The 16,570-nt window shown below is 68.5% G+C and carries 16 protein-coding genes and 3 pseudogenes; 14 read left to right on the top strand and 5 right to left on the bottom strand.

All coding sequences use genetic code 11. The annotated features are described in order from the left end of the window. Nucleotides 1–4 precede the first annotated feature (4 nt). The gene (locus ACLLJJ_RS01225; RefSeq protein ID WP_434600264.1) at nucleotides 5–673 is read right to left on the bottom strand and encodes a HEAT repeat domain-containing protein; all 669 of its coding nucleotides are present in this window, start codon (nucleotides 671–673) and stop codon (nucleotides 5–7) included. A gap of 396 nt (nucleotides 674–1,069) precedes the next feature. Here ACLLJJ_RS01225 and ACLLJJ_RS01220 point away from each other — a divergent pair, with 396 nt between their 5' ends. Together ACLLJJ_RS01220 and ACLLJJ_RS01215 are read left to right on the top strand one after the other, a co-directional pair. Next, a complete protein-coding gene (locus tag ACLLJJ_RS01220; RefSeq protein WP_434587384.1) occupies nucleotides 1,070–1,864 on the top strand; it encodes a PLP-dependent aminotransferase family protein in 795 nt (264 codons plus the stop codon). 158 nt (nucleotides 1,865–2,022) lie between these two features. After that, the gene (locus tag ACLLJJ_RS01215; protein WP_434587383.1) at nucleotides 2,023–2,463 is read left to right on the top strand and encodes a VOC family protein; all 441 of its coding nucleotides are present in this window, start codon (nucleotides 2,023–2,025) and stop codon (nucleotides 2,461–2,463) included. A gap of 15 nt (nucleotides 2,464–2,478) precedes the next feature. Here the strand turns inward: ACLLJJ_RS01215 and ACLLJJ_RS01210 are convergent. Further along, nucleotides 2,479–2,703: pseudogene (locus ACLLJJ_RS01210) on the bottom strand (IS5/IS1182 family transposase); the annotation flags it as partial. A gap of 318 nt (nucleotides 2,704–3,021) precedes the next feature. Between ACLLJJ_RS01210 and ACLLJJ_RS01205 the strand changes: the two are divergent. Continuing rightward, the gene (locus ACLLJJ_RS01205) at nucleotides 3,022–3,891 is read left to right on the top strand and encodes a SigB/SigF/SigG family RNA polymerase sigma factor (protein ID WP_434600263.1); all 870 of its coding nucleotides are present in this window, start codon (nucleotides 3,022–3,024) and stop codon (nucleotides 3,889–3,891) included. A 109-nt stretch (nucleotides 3,892–4,000) separates the two neighbouring features. On the opposite strand, the gene ACLLJJ_RS01200 is transcribed toward ACLLJJ_RS01205, so the two are convergent. Further along, complete coding sequence (locus ACLLJJ_RS01200) at nucleotides 4,001–4,933, bottom strand: immunity 49 family protein (protein ID WP_434587382.1); 933 nt, start codon at nucleotides 4,931–4,933, stop codon at nucleotides 4,001–4,003. Nucleotides 4,934–5,345: 412 nt separating this feature from the next. On the opposite strand from ACLLJJ_RS01200, the gene ACLLJJ_RS01195 reads away from it, so the two are divergent. The 9 genes and pseudogenes from ACLLJJ_RS01195 to ACLLJJ_RS01155 all read left to right on the top strand — a co-directional run bounded on the left by ACLLJJ_RS01195 (nucleotide 5,346) and on the right by ACLLJJ_RS01155 (nucleotide 13,891). Continuing rightward, nucleotides 5,346–6,761, top strand: a complete 1,416-nt coding sequence (locus ACLLJJ_RS01195) for an NAD-dependent succinate-semialdehyde dehydrogenase (RefSeq protein ID WP_434587381.1) — start codon at nucleotides 5,346–5,348, stop codon at nucleotides 6,759–6,761. Between the two features lie 133 nt (nucleotides 6,762–6,894). Then, nucleotides 6,895–7,722 (top strand): aldo/keto reductase, encoded by an 828-nt coding sequence (locus ACLLJJ_RS01190; protein ID WP_434587380.1) that lies wholly within the window; start codon nucleotides 6,895–6,897, stop codon nucleotides 7,720–7,722. A gap of 307 nt (nucleotides 7,723–8,029) precedes the next feature. After that, nucleotides 8,030–8,779 carry a class I SAM-dependent methyltransferase gene (locus ACLLJJ_RS01185; RefSeq protein ID WP_434587379.1) on the top strand — a complete coding sequence of 250 codons (750 nt, stop codon included), beginning with the start codon at nucleotides 8,030–8,032 and terminating at the stop codon, nucleotides 8,777–8,779. A 298-nt stretch (nucleotides 8,780–9,077) separates the two neighbouring features. Further along, nucleotides 9,078–10,214 carry a hypothetical protein gene (locus ACLLJJ_RS01180; RefSeq protein ID WP_434587378.1) on the top strand — a complete coding sequence of 379 codons (1,137 nt, stop codon included), beginning with the start codon at nucleotides 9,078–9,080 and terminating at the stop codon, nucleotides 10,212–10,214. Nucleotides 10,215–10,605: 391 nt separating this feature from the next. Then, entirely contained in the window at nucleotides 10,606–11,265 is a 660-nt protein-coding gene (locus ACLLJJ_RS01175; RefSeq protein WP_434587377.1) for a TetR/AcrR family transcriptional regulator, read from the top strand. 58 nt (nucleotides 11,266–11,323) lie between these two features. Next, on the top strand, nucleotides 11,324–12,430 hold the full coding sequence (locus ACLLJJ_RS01170) for a hypothetical protein (RefSeq protein WP_434587376.1): 1,107 nt from the start codon (nucleotides 11,324–11,326) through the stop codon (nucleotides 12,428–12,430). A 120-nt stretch (nucleotides 12,431–12,550) separates the two neighbouring features. Next, a pseudogene (locus ACLLJJ_RS01165) lies at nucleotides 12,551–12,793 on the top strand (prolyl oligopeptidase family serine peptidase); the annotation flags it as partial. Continuing rightward, a complete protein-coding gene (locus tag ACLLJJ_RS01160; RefSeq protein ID WP_434600262.1) occupies nucleotides 12,791–13,093 on the top strand; it encodes a DUF3159 domain-containing protein in 303 nt (100 codons plus the stop codon). The pseudogene ACLLJJ_RS01165 and the gene ACLLJJ_RS01160, both read left to right, overlap by 3 nt. Before the next feature lie 147 nt (nucleotides 13,094–13,240). Then, nucleotides 13,241–13,891 (top strand): GOLPH3/VPS74 family protein, encoded by a 651-nt coding sequence (locus ACLLJJ_RS01155; RefSeq protein WP_434587375.1) that lies wholly within the window; start codon nucleotides 13,241–13,243, stop codon nucleotides 13,889–13,891. A 246-nt stretch (nucleotides 13,892–14,137) separates the two neighbouring features. Here ACLLJJ_RS01155 and ACLLJJ_RS01150 read toward each other — a convergent pair whose 3' ends face one another. Further along, nucleotides 14,138–14,446 (bottom strand): hypothetical protein, encoded by a 309-nt coding sequence (locus ACLLJJ_RS01150; protein ID WP_434587374.1) that lies wholly within the window; start codon nucleotides 14,444–14,446, stop codon nucleotides 14,138–14,140. Between the two features lie 279 nt (nucleotides 14,447–14,725). Further along, nucleotides 14,726–15,007, bottom strand: a pseudogene (locus ACLLJJ_RS01145) (hypothetical protein); the annotation flags it as partial. Nucleotides 15,008–15,076: 69 nt separating this feature from the next. On the opposite strand from ACLLJJ_RS01145, the gene ACLLJJ_RS01140 reads away from it, so the two are divergent. Both ACLLJJ_RS01140 and ACLLJJ_RS01135 read left to right on the top strand, forming a co-directional pair. Next, a complete protein-coding gene (locus ACLLJJ_RS01140; protein WP_434587373.1) occupies nucleotides 15,077–15,700 on the top strand; it encodes a TetR/AcrR family transcriptional regulator in 624 nt (207 codons plus the stop codon). Then, entirely contained in the window at nucleotides 15,697–16,554 is an 858-nt protein-coding gene (locus ACLLJJ_RS01135) for an alpha/beta fold hydrolase (RefSeq protein ID WP_434587372.1), read from the top strand. Before ACLLJJ_RS01140 ends, ACLLJJ_RS01135 begins: the two co-directional genes overlap by 4 nt. Nucleotides 16,555–16,570: the final 16 nt, after the last annotated feature.

The following is a 16,570-nucleotide window of genomic DNA, read 5'->3' as shown; positions in this document are numbered from 1 at the left end:
CCTTTCACTCCTCCTGGTCGGTCCTGCCGAGAGCCACGACGCGCTTCGCCTCCTCGATCGCGAACTCAAATCCGGCATCCGGGTCGCGCAACAGCCGTTCCGTGGCGAGCGCGTGCGCGCGCACGCGAGGGTCGAGATCCGTCGTCGCGGCGCGCAGACTTGGCGAAATCACCTCACCGAGCGCGATCAGTACGCGGCTGAGGCTCAGCTGCGTCTCACGTCCGCCGCGCCCGAGCTGAGTCGACAACACCGCGGCCAGCTCGGGCTCTTCACCTTCGGGTACGAGCACGACCGCTGCCCGCCAAGCGCTCCGCGCCACCTCATCGTCGGCATCGGACAGCAGCGCCCGAGTGATCGCCGGCCATGCTTGCCGATCCCCGATTTTGGACAGTGTGTGCAGCGCCTGACTTCGTGCCTGCGCACGCTCCGAGCGGACCTCATTGAGGAGCTCCGGGACCGTCACTGATGCCGAGTGGCGGGTGAGTGCCCAGCTAAGCATTTCGCGCACGTAGAATTCGGGTTCGATCGCGCATCGTTCGACGAGCTTGTCGATGAACCGTCCATCGGGGGTCGTGCCGACCGCCGGCGCTGCTCGCAGCCGCACTGACGAGCGGCTGTCCTCCAGCCCTCGCAGAGCTTGAACCGTATGGGTTTCCTGTTTCGGCATGGTAATCGGGACCACCTCCTCGACACAGTGAAGACCTTGTCACGGTGTCAAGGTCAAGCGGAGACACGCCACGACCTGGCCGCCGGCGGAGGCGTTCGAGCCTGCGACCGGTGCGTTGCCAGGCGGCGCCCCCATGCGGCTGGGGTGTGACGTCAGCGAGATGGTTGGCTCGCCTTCAATGCCGAGCCGGGCCGGGTAAGGAGGGCGGGTCATGCCGCAGCCGGGCCTCGGCGGCGCGTCCGTTCGCGCTGCTCGACCGTCAGCTCCAGAGCCACTTCCGCGAACGCTTCATCCAACTGTCCGACCGTGCTGACGCCGACGATCGGCGTAGCGGCCGAACTTCCTCCGACCAGCCACGCCAGCACGACGCGTTTGCGGCCCGTTCGGCTGCGGGACGCTGCGATGAGCGCCGGCCTGCGTGTGCACCCGGTGCCCGTGGACCACGACGGTCTCCGCGTCGACGCTCTCTCGCGTACGACAGCCCGGGCCGTCGCGGTCGGTGCTGCGCACCAGTTCCCCACCGGTGCGGTGCTGTCGCCGGCGCGCCGGGCGCAACTGGCGCGCTGGGCCCACGAGGTGCACTGCTTCGTCATCGAGGACGACTACGACGCCGAGTTCCGCTACGACCGCAACCCGGTCGCCGTCATGCAGGGGATGGATCCGAGCCGGACCTTCCTCCTGGGCTCGGTCAGCAAGACGCTGTCGCCGGCCCTCGGTCTGGGCTTCGCACCCGCTGAGATGGCCCCGGCCCACCGGGCAGCGAACATCGTCGCCGCCGCGCCACCGGTGCTGGATCAACTCGCTCTCGCCACCTTCATCGACCGCGGGTGGTATGACGCCCACCTGCGTGCGGCGCGGCGCCGGTTCCGCTCCCGCCGAGACCTGCTCATTTGCACACTCGGCGCCCAGCTGGCGCAGGCCCGGGTCGCCGGCACCGCCGCCGGGCTGCACATCCTGCTCCACCTGCCGGACGGCACCGACACCCGCGCGGCGGTCCGGGCCGCGGCCACCGCCGGGCTGCGCCTGGCGGACCTCGACGAGTACCGCGCGAAGCGGTCGGCGGAGCGCGCGATCGTCCTGGGCTACGGCAACATCAGCGACACGGAGATCCCGCCGGCCGTCGCGGTCCTCCGCGAGGTGTTGCGCCAGGTGCAGTCTGTCCGGTCGGCGTCGGGTCCGGATGAGGATGCTCGCTAGGTGGAGTGCGGCCCGGTAGGCGATCGTGAGCCGTAGGTCATCGGCAAGGTGGAGCACCCACAACATCGACACTTCCGGGTGTCGAGAATGCGGCACCGGCTCCGTCCCAGGGGTACCAGTAGCCAGAACGGACTGCACGACGAAAGAAGGAGCACCCCGTGACGATTCAGCGGATGGACAACGTAGGCATCGTCGTCGACGACCTGGAGGCTGCCATCGCCTTCTTCACCGAGCTCGGCATGGAGCTGGAAGGCGAAGCGCAGATCGAGGGAATCTGGGCAGACCGGACGGTCGGCCTCGACGGGGTCCGCAGCGCCATCGCGATGATGCGCACCCCGGACGGTCACGGCAAGCTGGAGCTGACGAAGTTCCACACCCCCGCGGCGATCACTGCCGGACCGCTCGACCCGCCCCCCAACACTCTGGGCCTGCACCGTGTCATGTTCGCCGTCGACGACATCGACGACACGATCACCCGGCTGCGCCGCCATGGCGCCGAACTCCTCGGCGAGGTGGCGCAGTACGAGAACATCTACCGACTCTGCAACCTCCGCGGCCCCTCGGGAATCATTGTCGCTCTGGCCGAACGGACCGGCTAGGTTCTGTCTCTTTGGTCGGCGTCGGGTCCACATGAGGATGCTCGCGAGGTGGCGGAGTGCGGCCTGGAAGGCGATCGCGAGTTTGTCGGCTCGTGCGGCCAGGCCGCGCCACTGTTTGAGGTGGTTGCTGCAACGCTCGACGGTGTTCCGCTGCTTGTATACCTGACTGTCGACGCCGGGCGGGCGGCTACCGAGTCAGCCTCGTCGCAGGCGGTGGCTGACTTGATCGGACGGCATTGGCCGGCATCAGCGGCTCGATCCTGCTCCACATCACATCAGTGATCACTGATCGGACAGACATGTCCGATACCGACCAGCCCGTCAGAGAGACGCGTGCGGGCCGTCCCGCGGTCGCGCGGCCCGCACGCGGAAGCCTGCCCCGAGCAGGTCACCCGAGCTTCCGGTTCTGCCGAATGGGTAGTCGAAAGGCCATCCGCGGCGCAATGCACGGAAATGTCTAGATAGGGGGGATGTAGGTGATTTCTTGGGGAAAGGGCTGGGCGGTAGCCGCTTCTAGCTCAAGGTGTAGACGTGACGAGATCCACGCAGTCCGCAGGCATGACGTTCCGCTTCGGCCGTAGCTCCGTCCCCGGAGACGCTCGGCTTGTGGGTGGGCTGCCGTGGATCGAGGAAGCCGGAAAGGTGGCCCCGAAGGACGCGCGGGAGCTGTCGAAGCTCTTCTTCGACCAACTGCAGGTCTTCGAAGAAGGCACCCACGAGTACCAGTACGCGCGCGACACGCTGATCGAGATGAACCAGTCCCTGGTCCGGTTCGCTGCGCGCCGGTTTCGTAAGGGGGGCAGCAGGGAGATGGAGGAGATTAACCAGGTCGGCACGATCGGTCTGATCAAGGCCATCGACCGGTTCGACCTGTCCCGCGAAGTCGAGTTCAGTTCCTTCGCCATCCCGTGCATCGTCGGGGAGATCAAGCGGTTCTTCCGCGCCACCTGGGCCGTCCACGTCCCGCGCCAAATTCAGGAACTCTGCGTCCAACTACCCAAGGCCAGGGAAGAGCTGGCGGTTGCCCTGGGCCGCAACTGCACGGTCGCGGAGCTCGCACAGCACCTGGAGCTGAGCGAGCAGGAGGTCGCCGAGGGGCTGTTGGCCTCCAACGGCTACACGGCCGGCTCCCTCGACATCTCCACTGCCCCCGGCGATGACGGACAGGGCAACAAGAGCAGCCGTACCCATGCGGACACCGTGGGCGGGTGTGACCCGGCGATGGAGCTGGTCGAAAATGTCCAGGCCCTCGCCCCGCTCCTCGGCGCACTCACCGAACGCCAGCGCAGCATCGTTGAAATGCGCTTCGGCCAGGAAATGACCCAGGCGCAGATCGGCGAGCGGCTCGGTGTGTCTCAGATGCAGGCCTCCCGGCTCCTGACGTGCATCCTGGCCACTCTGAGGGCCGGCATGCTCACCGACAAGTGACCCGCCCGCCCTGACGGCCCGATGGCGGGTGCCCCCACCCGTGGCTGTCGACTTCGCGAGCGGAGACCGTGCTGTCCCGCCCGGCGGGGCGCGTGCGTGATCGGACCTGTCATTTGCTGACCGGCGGCGTGCCTTCCGGGGCTTGCAGCAGGTCCTGCGGCAGATAGGCGGACTGGACGCGCAGGTCCCAGCCGTGCACCTGCACCGCCAGTGCGGCCAGGGCGATGGTCTTCTGGGGCAGCAGGCTGCGCGGCGCCGCATCAAGGGGTGCGCTCTCCCGGTGCTGGACAAGACGACGCGTCAGGGCCTGTTCGAAGGCCGCCTGGTCGTCCTCCAGGAGCACACGCAGCAGTTGCTGATCCGGCGTCAAGGCACCGAGAGCATTCAGGCTTAGGGCCGCATCGAGACGCTCGTCGACCTCCGGCATGCACAACGTCACCGACGGCCAGTCCCGGGGCAGGTGCCCATTTTCCTTGGTCAGGTAGCAGGAGAGGGAGTACATCTCCGCCAGTTCCGCCGGATCCGACTCTGATGCCAGCTTCGAGTACGGCGCCCCTTCGCCGATCGTGGATGCGTGGTCACGCAGCAGCAGCCCGATCACACGATCCCGTTCCCACACCATGCCACTGATCACGCACAACGCGAAGGCGTCCAGCCAGTCCCTCGCGGTGGATGCATGCTCCACAACGGCCCCGAAGTCCTTGTCCTCGCTGCTGATCCTTTCGTCGACGAGCGGAAAGACGATCTCTTGGTCGCCCTCGGGATAGCAGCCAAGGTCCAAGAATCCCAGGGCGCACTCCGTCGCAGTGCGCAGGACGATGCGCGACGAGGTGGTGCTGAGTCGGGGGTCCGCCACCGTGCAGGCGGCGACGTGATCGAGGAGATCGTCACGCATCGCCTGCAACTCCGCATCGGAGTAGCAGTCGTACTGCAGCGTGTGCCAGCGGCGCCTGGTCCGCCGCTGGACGTCGGTCAGCGCCTGCTCGATACACCGCTCACTCACGTCATGCCGGATTACAACTTTGATCGTCATGCGCTTCATCCTGGCAGCCACCACTGACATCCCAGCCGGCCAGCTCTGACCCCGCCCGAGAGGGCCGTGGCTGCCGAGCAGCTTGGCACGCCGGGTGACTCGGCCAAGGGGGTCAGCGGCGCCATCGGGCCGCTCCCAGCCGTTGTTTGTGGCTGCAGTCGCTGAGCACGTGGGAGGCCATGCCAAGCGCTACCGCGGTGCAAGCCGTCAGGTCCCGAAGGCGCTCACCCACACGGAAACCAGCGAGGGGGCGGCTCGTCGTGAACGGCGCCCGCACTCTCTCGGACCGCGCCTCGCATGGGAACACGTGACCCTTTTTGGGATATATGAGCTGTTTGCGCATGGTGATGTCGGGTACCCCGAGAGGAGGGCGGAACGTGATGGTCCGCCCCGTGTCCTTCCTCGTCGTTCAGGAGATTGCATGTCGGACCAGCGCAAGAGCTCGTTTGCGACCGTGAACCCGTACAGCGGACAGGCCCTCGCGAAGTTCCCGGTCATCGAGGGCGAGGAAGTCGATTCCAGGCTTGAAACAGCGGGCCGTGCGTTCGACGCATGGCGGAAGCGACCGATCGCGGAGCGCGCCGCCGTCGTCGGGCGTGCGGCCGACCTGATGAAAGAACGGAAAGAGCAGCTGGCCCAGATCATCACCCTGGAAATGGGGAAGCTCATCTCCGAAGCGCGCGGAGAAGTGGAGCTCGCCGCGTCGATTCTGGAGTACTACGCACAGCACGGGCCGGACTTCGCCGCCGCCGAGCCGCTCGACGTCGAGGAGGGTGAGGCGTACCTCGTCAGCGAGCCCCTCGGTGTCCTGTTGGGCGTCATGCCATGGAACTTCCCGCTCTACCAGGTGGTCCGCTTCGCGGGTCCCAATCTGGTGCTGGGCAACACCGTGCTGGTCAAACACGCCGGCATCTGCCCGCAGTCCGCACTCGCCCTGGAGGAGCTGTTCCGCGACGCCGAGGCCCCCGAGGGTGTCTACACGAACCTGTTCGTGAGCCACGAGGAGATCTCCCGCATCATCGACAGCCCGGTCGTCCGCGGAGCCTCCCTGACCGGCAGCGAGCGAGCAGGCGCCCAGGTGGCCGAGCGCGCCGGGCGGAACATGAAGCCCAGCCTGCTGGAGCTCGGTGGCAGCGACGTCTTCATCGTCCTCGATCGTGAGGGGCTGGAGCGCACCATCGGGGCCGCCGTGGCGGGCCGGATGGCGAACACCGGCCAGAGCTGCGTGGCCTCGAAGCGGTTCATCGTGCTGGAGGACGTCTACGACGACTTCGTGGACGGAATGCGCCGCGAGTTCCAGGCGCTGCGACCGGGCGACCCCGCGGACGAGGCGACCACCCTGGGGCCACTCTCCTCGGAGCAGGCGGCCTCCGACCTGGCCGACCAGATCCGCGAGACGGTGGACCAGGGCGCGGAACTGGTCACCGGCGGCCACCGGATCGACCGTCCGGGCGCCTTCGTCGAACCGACGATCATCACCGGCGTCAAGCCCGGGATGCGCGCCTACGCCGAGGAGCTCTTCGGGCCGGCCGCGGTGATCTACCGGGTGGCCGACGAGGACGAGGCCGTCGCTCTCGCCAACGACAGCCAGTACGGACTCGGCGGATCGGTGTTCTGCGCGGACGTGGAGCGGGGCCGCCGGGTGGCGGAGCGCGTGGAGACCGGCATGGTCTGGGTGAACCACCCGACCTCGACCCAGCCCGACCTGCCGTTCGGCGGCATCAAGCGCTCCGGCTACGGGCGGGAGCTCTCGAAGCTCGGGATGCAGGAGTTCGTGAACCGCAAGCTGGTCCGGATCCTGCCGCCCGACGCGAAGCTGCGCGGCATCGCAGGCTGACCGATCCGGCCACGTCCCCCACGCCCATACGGGACGAAATCTTCCCATACGTATGTTTTGCGGCAGAGATGAGCGGGGAGCAGCCCGTACGCACAACCCTCTGTCCTCGAAACCGGCAACACCAGGAGCCACCGTGACCGCAGTACCCGCCATCACTCTCAACAACGGCGTGCAGATCCCGCAGCTCGGCTTCGGCACGTTCCAGATCCCGCCGGAGGAGACCCGGGAGACGACGCTGGCCGCGCTGAAGGCCGGCTACCGGCACATCGACACGGCGCAGATGTACGGCAACGAGAAGGAGGTCGGCCAGGCGGTCCGGGACTCCGGTCTCGATCGCGCCGACGTCTTTGTGACCAGCAAGCTCGACAACGGCGCCCATGCGTACGACGACGCCCTCCGGGCGTTCGACCGGACCCTGGGGGACCTCGGCCTCGACCACCTGGACCTCTTCCTCATCCACTGGCCGCTGCCCGGCAAGGGTGACTTCGTGGAGACCTGGAAGGCGCTGGAGGAGGTCTACCGCTCCGGACGTGCCAAGGCCATCGGGGTCTCCAACTTCCAGCCCCACCACCTGCGCCGGCTGATGGACAGCAGCGTGGTGGTGCCCGCGGTCAATCAGGTCGAGGTGCACCCCTACCTCACCCAGGACGACGTCCGGTCCTTCGGCGCCGAGCACGACATCGCCACCGAGGCGTGGTCGCCCATCGCGCAGGGCAAGGTGCTCGACGACCCGGCCATCAACCGCATCGCGGAACGCGTGGGCAAGTCGCCTGCCCAGGTGACCCTGCGCTGGCACATCCAGCGCGGGGACATCGTCTTCCCCAAGTCGGTGACGCACAAGCGGATCGAGGAGAACTTCGACCTCTTCGACTTCGAGCTCAGCGAAGCCGACATCGGTGAAATCTCCGCGCTGAACCGTGACGAGCGGACCGGGTTCGACCCGGACACCTTCAACGGCTGAAAGCCGTCGTCGACAGCTCGGAGCGTCACCCACCCCGGGCGGCGTCCGGGTGCCCCACGGAGGGCGCCCCGGGCGCCGCCGGTGCGCGTGCGGCGTCGAGGCCTTGAGCTGGGCGCGCGTGGGGAAGGCGAACCCGTAAGCCCGCTCGTACACAAAAGCCGGACCGATGTCCGCATCTTCGTGGCTTCTGCCTAGTACGACGGCCTGCCTGGGTACGGGAGACTGCCCGCCAGAAGCTGCGGAGCGTCCGGGGGACATGGGCGGCCCGCGGCCTAGGGCATGACGAGGTGTGGGGGATGAAAGCACTGTGAGCAGGCAGAAGTACGACGAGATCGGTGGGGCATTCGAAGGCTTCAAGGCCCTGCCGCTGGCGCACTATGCGGAGGTACCCAGCTTCCTGGCCATGGTCGGGGACGTGCGCGGCAAGTCGGTCCTCGACCTGGCCTCCGGCACCGGCTTCTACAGCAGGGAGTTCAGGCGGCGCGGCGCCACCGAGGTGCTCGGAGTCGACATCTCCGGTGAAATGGTCGCCGCAGCCGAGGAGTTGGAGGAGCGCGATCCGCTGGGTGTGCGCTACGAGGTGGGTGACGCGTCCGAACTGAAGCCTCTCGGGCGGCGCTTCGACATCGCCTTGGCCGTCCAGCTGCTCAACTACGCGCAGGACGTCGCCGCCATGGAGCGGATGTGCCGCAACGTGTCCCGGAGCCTGGCGCCCGGCGCCGAGTTCTTCGTGCTCGCCCAGACACCCGACTACCGCTTCGACGGGCCGTCCCTTGGCAAGTACGGCTTTCTCTCCGAGCTGACCGGCGAGGAGGCGGAGACCGGACCGCGCGTGCGGATCACCGCGCTGCTCGACCAGCCGGTCGGGCCGATCGAGTTCGTCACCACCTGCCCACGCCGCGAGGTCTACGAAAAGTGTCTGCGGGCGGCCGGGTTCCGCGACGTGGCCTGGGTACCGCTGACGGTGTCCGACGACGGCATACGCAAGTTCGGTGCGGACTTCTGGGCGGACTTCCTCGCCAATCCGCCACTGCAGATGCTGCGCTGCCGCGCCTGACTTCCGACCGCACGTGCCGGTGGCCCGACCGCTGGACTCGTCCGAACGGGACCCGGGCCGTTGGTCCTGGCCGCTGAGCGCTCCCGGGGAAATCTCCGGGATGGTTCCCCGCGCTCCGAAGCGGGGCGCGGGGCCGGTGCGGCTTCGCCGCGCGGGCGCGACACGTCACGGCGCCCCCGCAGGGTGGTGCACCGGGATGCCCGTCGAGCGTGGTGGAGCCGGGCGCAAGGGGCACTGCTTCCCCCGACAGGACCACGGGCCATACTGGTCAGGCCCCGATCACCCACGGAACGAATCCATGGCCAAGAACAGCACCTCCTCACCCACCACCCCCGACACCGCGTGGCTGGGGCGCGGGCGCCACCTCGGGCCCGACCCCGAGCGGGACGTCCGACGCAACCTGATCGCCCTCAAGGCGGCCGGGGTGCTCGACGATTTCCTGGACCTCGACCCCGTCGAGTCGGCCCGTTCCACCGCCTTGTACCCGCGGGAGGGGTCCGCTGCCCCCGGCCCGTCGGCCCGCCGCCTCTTCGAGGCCCGTTGGCGCGTGGCCGACGACGTCACCGTGCGCGCGCAGCTGACCACGTACGACCCCGAGGCCCGCCGCAAGGAAGGCGAAGGCGTCATCTGGGTCCTCGCCGCCGAGGCGGAGCGCGCGTGGGACGTGCACTGGCCCTCGCCCGCCACCATGTTCTGGCCCGACAGCGAGCAGGTCGCCTGGGACCACGACACGGTCCCCGGCGTGCGCCAGCGGACGACGAATCACCTCCCGAAGGAGGACGGCGAGCTGCGCCACCGGCTGCGGGACTGCACCCGGCAGAGCTGGTTCATCCACGTCGTGGTGCATGAGGCGATGACGCCGGACGTGATGGGGCAGCAGCCGATCTCGGCGTTCTTGCCGCCGAGCCTGCGGCACCGGGTGATCGAGCACCGGGGCACGCCGGAGCAGGCACAGGTCGCCGACTTCGCGATGAAGCGGGAGCTGGGCGTGCGGATACCGCGCGGCGGCGCCGTCGTCCTGCCCACGACGCCGCAAAATCCGGGGTACGACGCGGAGCGTTTCACCGTGCGCAGTGTCTTCCTGGACGGCTCCGAACCGACCGAACTCCTCGACAGGATCAAGGAGTTCGCGGCGCTGGCGAGGCCGTTGACGCCCGACGCCGAACGGGCCCTGACGCGGCTGCGCCAGGGCTGGCACCTGCTCACCCCGGATGAGGAGCTGGTCCACGCCAAAGCCATGGTCACCAAGTACGCCGAGGCGCTCGATGTCATGACGAACTCCCGTGACCTGTACCGGGAGGCTACCGAGGCGGCGCACGCCGCGCTGGCCGAGACGACCGGTGGCGCCGGTGCGCCCGGGTCGGTCAAGCCGGACGGCTCGCCGCTGAGCGCCCTCACGAAGGCGTTCGGCCGCTTCCGGGACCCGAACAAGTAGCAGGACGAAGCCGCCCGACCGGATCGGGGCGCCATGCGTGGGACGCCGCCGCGGCTTTCGCGCCATCGCACGAGGTGCGCATGGAAACGCGCACGCCATGGCGTCCGGGAGCGCTGAACGGCCTCTTCGGAGGCAGAGTGTGCGGCTCGGGGCCAGAGCACGAGTGCGTCGGCCCTGCTGCAGTCAGGTCACGATGCGCTTCGAGCCGTGTATGAGGTCGTCCATCGCCGCATCCGGCCTCACAGCCGCGAAATCCCCACTCTGGGCGAGCAATTCAGGCGGCTCTGGGCCGTCCCTGCGCTGAGGCGCCGCGATCCTCCGTTCTTGCTACATGTCACTTAGTGACATGCTGTCGTTTGAGGACGCACGGAGGGAAGGGTGGCGAGGCGCCATGACGACGACGAAGCACAGCGCGGGGGGCATGAGCGAGCAGCGGCGCGCGCGGCTGCGGTTGGAGATCTCCCGGGAGGCGGCGCGCCTGTTCTGGGACCAGGGTGTAGCCGCCACCAGTGGTGACCAGATCGCCGAGGCCGTCGGTCTCTCGACGCGGACCATCTGGCGGCACTTCCGCAGCAAGGAGAGCTGCGCAGAGCCGATCGTCATGCAGGGCGTCGTCACCTTGATGATGGTGCTGAGCAGCTGGCCCCGGCTGAGTTCCCTCGAAGATCACCTGGCCACGGAGCTGGTCAAGCTCCGACATGGGCCGCCACCGGTCGATCTGGCCGACGAAATGCTCGCGATGAAGATGATCCGGCTCGCCGACACCGAGCCCGCGCTCCGTACGGCGTGGCTGATGGCGTGCGATCAGGCCGAGCGCCAGATGTGCGGCATCGTCGGTGGTCGCCTCGACCGTCCGGCGGACGACCTTGAGGTACGGCTGCACGGCGCGACCGCCGCTTCGGCCGTACGGGTGCTGGAGGAACACATCGGCGCCGCCTTCCTCGCCGGCGCCGACCTCACCGAGTTCACCGACGTGAAGGCCCTCGCCCGGCGGTATGCCCACGCGATCCGTACGGCCACCAGCGGAGTCGTCGGCGACCCCGTCACCTGAGGGCATCGCCGCGAGGAGCGCTCCGGCAGAACTGCGACGAACGTAAAGGGGCACCCCCATGTCCACCGTTCCGTACAAGGTTCCGCACCTCGCCGTTGAGGAGCTCTTCGCCTCGCCCGTCCGCATCGGCGCATCGATCTCACCCGACGGCACCCGGATCGCCTATCTGGCACCGTGGCGCGAGCGGCTCAACGTATGGGTAGAGGGCATCGGTTCGACGGAGCAGGCGCGTTGCGTCACGGCCGACGACAACCGCAGTGTGCACGTATACCACTGGACGGACGATCCGCGGTGGCTGCTGTATGAGCAGGACGGCGACGGCGACGAGAACTGGCACGTCTGCCGGGTCGACCTGGAGAACCCGGAGGCCGAGGCGGTCGACCTCACTCCCTTCGCCGGGGCCACCGCCGTGGGTTTCGAAATGATGGTCTCCCGCCCGGGCAAGGCGCTCCTGCATCTGAACCACAGGAACCCGGTCGAGTTCGACCTCTACGAAGCCGACATCGCCACCGGTGAGCTGAAGATGCTGGCGCAGAACCGAGGCCAGGTCGCCGGATTGATGTACACACCCAACGGGGACATGTACGCCCAAGTCTGGAGGTCCGACGGCGCCATAGAACTGGTGCAGTGGGACAGCGCGACGGGAGAACGCCGCCCGGTCGCCAAGTTCGACGGCAGTGACTACCCGTTGGGCATCAACCCGTTCCAGCTCACCACGGACGGCACCGGTGTGTGGATCGGTTCCAACCGGGACAGCGACCACACCCGTCTGGCCCGCCTCGACCTGGCCACCGGCGAGGAGACCGAGGTCGACAGCCACCCGGACCTCGACCTCGACACCCGTTCCTCAGTTTTCCCCACATTGCCGTCGGCCCTCATCCTCGACCGGCGCACCGGAGGGCTGCTCGGGGTGCGCTACCTCGGCGAGCGGCAGGTGATCCATGCTCTCGACCCGCACTTCGCCGCGGTACTGGCGAATCTGGAGCAACTGTCGGACGGGGACCTGGGCGCCGCGTCGTCCGACGAGAGCGGGCAGCACTGGGTCGTCACCTTCACCCACGACCGTGACCCCGGGGCCACCTACTCCTACGACCACTCCACGGGCAAGAGCCGCCTGCTCTTCCGGCCCTACCCGCACCTGGATCCCGAAGCTCTCGCCCGATGACGTCGGTGACCATCACCTCGCGCGACGGGCTGGCGCTTCCCTCCTACCTGACGCTGCCCGTGGGCGCGGAGCCGGCCGGGCTGCCGACGGTCCTGCTGGTCCACGGGCCCCTGGCACCGCGACAGCTGGCATTTCGACCCCACCGCCCAACTGCTCGCCAACCGCGGCTACGCGGTGCTTCAGGTCAACTTTCGAGGCTCGACCGGATACGGCAAGACCTTCCTCAAGGCCGGTATCGGGGAGCTGGCCGGGAAGATGCACGACGACCTCATCGACGCCGTCGACTGGGCCGTCGACGAGGGGTACGCGGACCCGGACCGTGTCGCGATCTTCGGCGGCTCCTACGGCGGCTACGCCACCCTGGTCGGCGTCACCTTCACCCCCCTCATACGCCGCCCATTGGCCGGAATCGTCTGGGGCGCGATCAACGGCACCGGAACCACCTGGCTCAAGGACAAGCCTTCGCGGCGCTACTACGACCTCGCCACCCTCGCCCTCACGGGAGTTTTCGTGGCGAGGTTCCTCGTACAGCAGTGGCTGTACGAGGAGAACTCCACCGGCTGGCTGGCCGTCGCGAAAATCGCGATGGGCTACCCGCTGCTCGCACTGGCCTTCCTGGTGGTCCTGTGGGCAGCCCGGCCCGGCGCTCGGGCAAGCGACTGAAGGCACAGGCAGGGCCCCCGCCCACCGCACGTGCCTGACCGCGCCAACCGTGGGGCCGTCGTACCGCCCTGGCAGTACGACGCCACACCGTACGCCGTCGTACTGGCATACAGGCGCCGTCACCACCGCTATCCCGGAGGTCGAGAGATGCAACCGACACTGCCACAGCGGCTGTACCTGCTCTGCTGCACCGTGGGCAAAGGCAAGTTCGCACTCACCAATCTGCAAGGCCGCGGACAGCTGCTGCGCGCCGCGGCGCTGACCGAGCTGGTCCTCGCGGGACTGCTCAGCTCCGAAGGCGGGAAGGTCGCACGCCGCGCAGCCGAGCCGCCGGGCGACCCCTTCCTCGCCGAAGTGTGGCGCGATCTGCCCGACACGCCCAAAATCTGGCTCAAGTTCCTGCACAACAAGGCCCACACGGCCGAAAAGCCCGTCTGCGAACAGTTGGCCGCGACGGGTGACATCACTGTCCAACGCGAGAAGCGACTGGGAATGCTCGCTTCCGACCGCGTCACCGTCAGCGACCCGCAGCAGGTGCTCGCCCTGCAGGCGAGGGTACGCAACGCCGTACTCCGCGCCCCCGATCCGGCGGCGATCCCGATGGACGAGGTGACCATGGCGGTGTTCGCGGCCGAAGTCGAGGTGACCAGCGTATTCACCGGCAGAGAGCGACGCGCGCACAAGCAGGCGCTCGACGCGCTCGCCGCGCATTACGACGGTGTCGTGCCCGGCCTGCGGAAGGCGTTGCGCGACTCGTACCTTTCGAGCAGGGCGGTCGGGGGCGGCTGGGGCACCTGAGTGCCGCCCACATACCGGAGCGCGCACGCGCCGGGCCGCTCAAGGTGTCGTCGGCAACGAGCTCCGAACGGCAGCAATTCCAGGCTGTGTTGAGGCTGCTGGCGGAACCCTTCGTGTTTTCTGCCCGGCGCCGTTGTCGCCAACGCCTCCCCGCGCGTCATCGCTGACCGCGGGGAGGCCGGCGCGGCCCGTCGAGGCGAAGGCCTCACGGCGGTCGCGCACGTCAGAACGCCCAAGTGCTGGTGACTACGCCGACGATTCCAGGTCGCCGAGGGCGTCCAGTGCCTCGCGTCGTGCGCCGGGATCGTCGATGACGGCACGGACGTAGGTGCCCAGCTCCTTGCCGAGCGCGTAGGCGATGACGGGCGGCATCTCCTTGATGTATTCCGCGAAGGCGAGCTGTAGCGCCATGACGAAACCGGGCCCCGTCATCCGCGTCCCGGCCCTGGCTACGACCTTCGGGTAGAGCTTGTCGACCCTGTGCGGGTCATCATCCACGGCGGTCAGTCGGCGGGTGAGGTCGTCTTGGTCCGGAAGGACGGTGGTGGCAGGCATGACGCGATTGTCCTCGTGATCAGGTCGCCGCCGCACGGTGAAACACCGAAAGCGCCGGGATGGCGATTTCTGGTGGATGTGCCGGCAGCCCATGCGGGGGTTCTGGGGGTGGGCGGTTCGGCCGGTCCGCTGAACGCCGGACACCACGTCCTGGAGCCTCGCGCGGCAGGACCTCCTTCTCGCACCGCTTGGGCGTCAGGTGGTTCCCCGCCCGAACGGTCACCCTGCTCACGGGTAGGGTGCCCGCGAACGGCAGTTCGGGTGATCTTGGGGTCCGGTTCAGCCGTGCCGCCAAACTCGGAGAGGGCCGACCGATTCGAAGCCGTGGCGGACGGCGGCCGCCAGGTCCTCTCCGCGCTCGACTCCGTGTTCCCTACGGCTCGCCACCGCACCTGCCACCACCCAGCCGTTGGGGGAATGCCCGACGAGCACAAAAGTGGCCGGGTCTTCGAGCAGTTCGGGCCGGAAGAGACGGGCGCTACCGTCCCCGCGGTCCCACGCGAGCGCCCAGGCGCGCAGCGAGTCGGGACTGCCCGCCACCTCCCAGGCAAGATTCGAGGCGCTTGACCATATTCAGAGACGCCTCTAAATTTAGAGTACTCTCCAAGTTCAGCGAAGGGGTGTGCGCGAATGCAGACGGCCGAAGGCGGGCTACGCGAGCAGCACAAGGCCCAGCGGCGGCTCCGGATTCTCGACGCGACGCGCGAACTCCTGCGCGACAGCCCGGAGTCTGTGATCACTACTGAGCGGATCGCCGAGCGGGCGGAGGTCGCCCCGGCCACCGTGTACAACCTGATCGGACCGCGCGACAAAATCTGGGAGGCGCTCGCCGCCGCATTCATGGACGAACTCCGACGCCGCCTGGCAGCGGTGGGAGCCAACGACCCGCGCGAGGTCGTCAAATCGACTGTTCAGCTGTTCGTGGACGACCCGATCGTCTCGCGTCGCACGGTGCGTGAGTGGGAGCAGAGTGGCCTCGTACTCGACCACAGTCCGCTCACCCAGCTCCGCCGGGCGATGGCGGATGCCCAGACACAAGGCCTCCTACGCGCAGACATCCACACTGACGCGTTGGCCGCCGCTGTCGCCACCTCATGCGTGGGCGCACTGCACCAGTGGGTCGCCGCGCTGATCGACGGCGATCAGTTCCTCGCGCGTGCTCTGTTCGCGCTGGACGTCGCACTCGCCGCAGCGGCCGCGGATCCGCACCGCGACCAGTTGCTTGCGCCACTGCGAACCCGAGGCGCGACATGACCGCGCGCGCAGAGCCACGGCCCCGGACCTTCGCGGGTCGCGACGGGACCCTGCTCACGGCGGACGTGTGGGGCGAGGCGACCTCGCCACCTCTTGTACTGCTGCACGGCGGCGGCCAGACACGACACGCCTGGGATCGGACGGGGCCTCGACTTGCCGCGCTGGGGTGGCAGGTCGTCGCTCCGGACCTGCGCGGGCACGGCACCAGCGAATGGTCGGCCGACGGTAACTACGACCTCGACCAGTTCGCCGAGGACGTCCGGGCGCTCGTCGGCGAACTCGGCAACCGGCCGGTACTCGTCGGTGCCTCGCTCGGAGGCCTGAGTTCGCTGCTCGCCGCCGGAGAGGCGCCCGAGGCGGCGATTCGCGCTCTGGTGCTCATCGACGTCGCCCATCGACCTGATCCGCGCGGGTTCCACCGGATCGTCGAGTTCATGCGCCGAGAGCCGGACGGATTCGCCAGCGTGGGGGAAGCAGCCGCGGCGGTCTCCGCCCACCTGCCCCATCGCCCACGTCCGCGCAACCCCGAGGGGATACGGAACAACCTGCGACGCCAGGGCGATCGCTGGGTCTGGCACTGGGACCCCCGGATGCTGGACAGCTTCGAGGGCCGGATGGACCCACCCGGCATGGCGGAGCGTCTCCTCGACGCCGCGTGCCACGCCGACGTGCCGATCCTGCTCGTCCGTGGTGGGATCAGCGACGTGGTGCGCGAGGACATTGCCGAGCAATTCTGTGCCAGGGTTCCCCGGGCGCGGCGCGTCGAGGTGGCCGACGCGGGGCACATGGTGGCCGGTGATCGGAACGAGCACTTTCTCGACGCGATCGTCCCATTCCTGGAAGGCATCGAGTGAGTATGGGGCTTGGCTG

It is taken from the genome of Streptomyces sp. A5-4, assembly GCF_051131715.1.
Taxonomy (GTDB): domain Bacteria; phylum Actinomycetota; class Actinomycetes; order Streptomycetales; family Streptomycetaceae; genus Streptomyces.
This window is presented reverse-complemented; position numbering and strand designations above follow the sequence as displayed.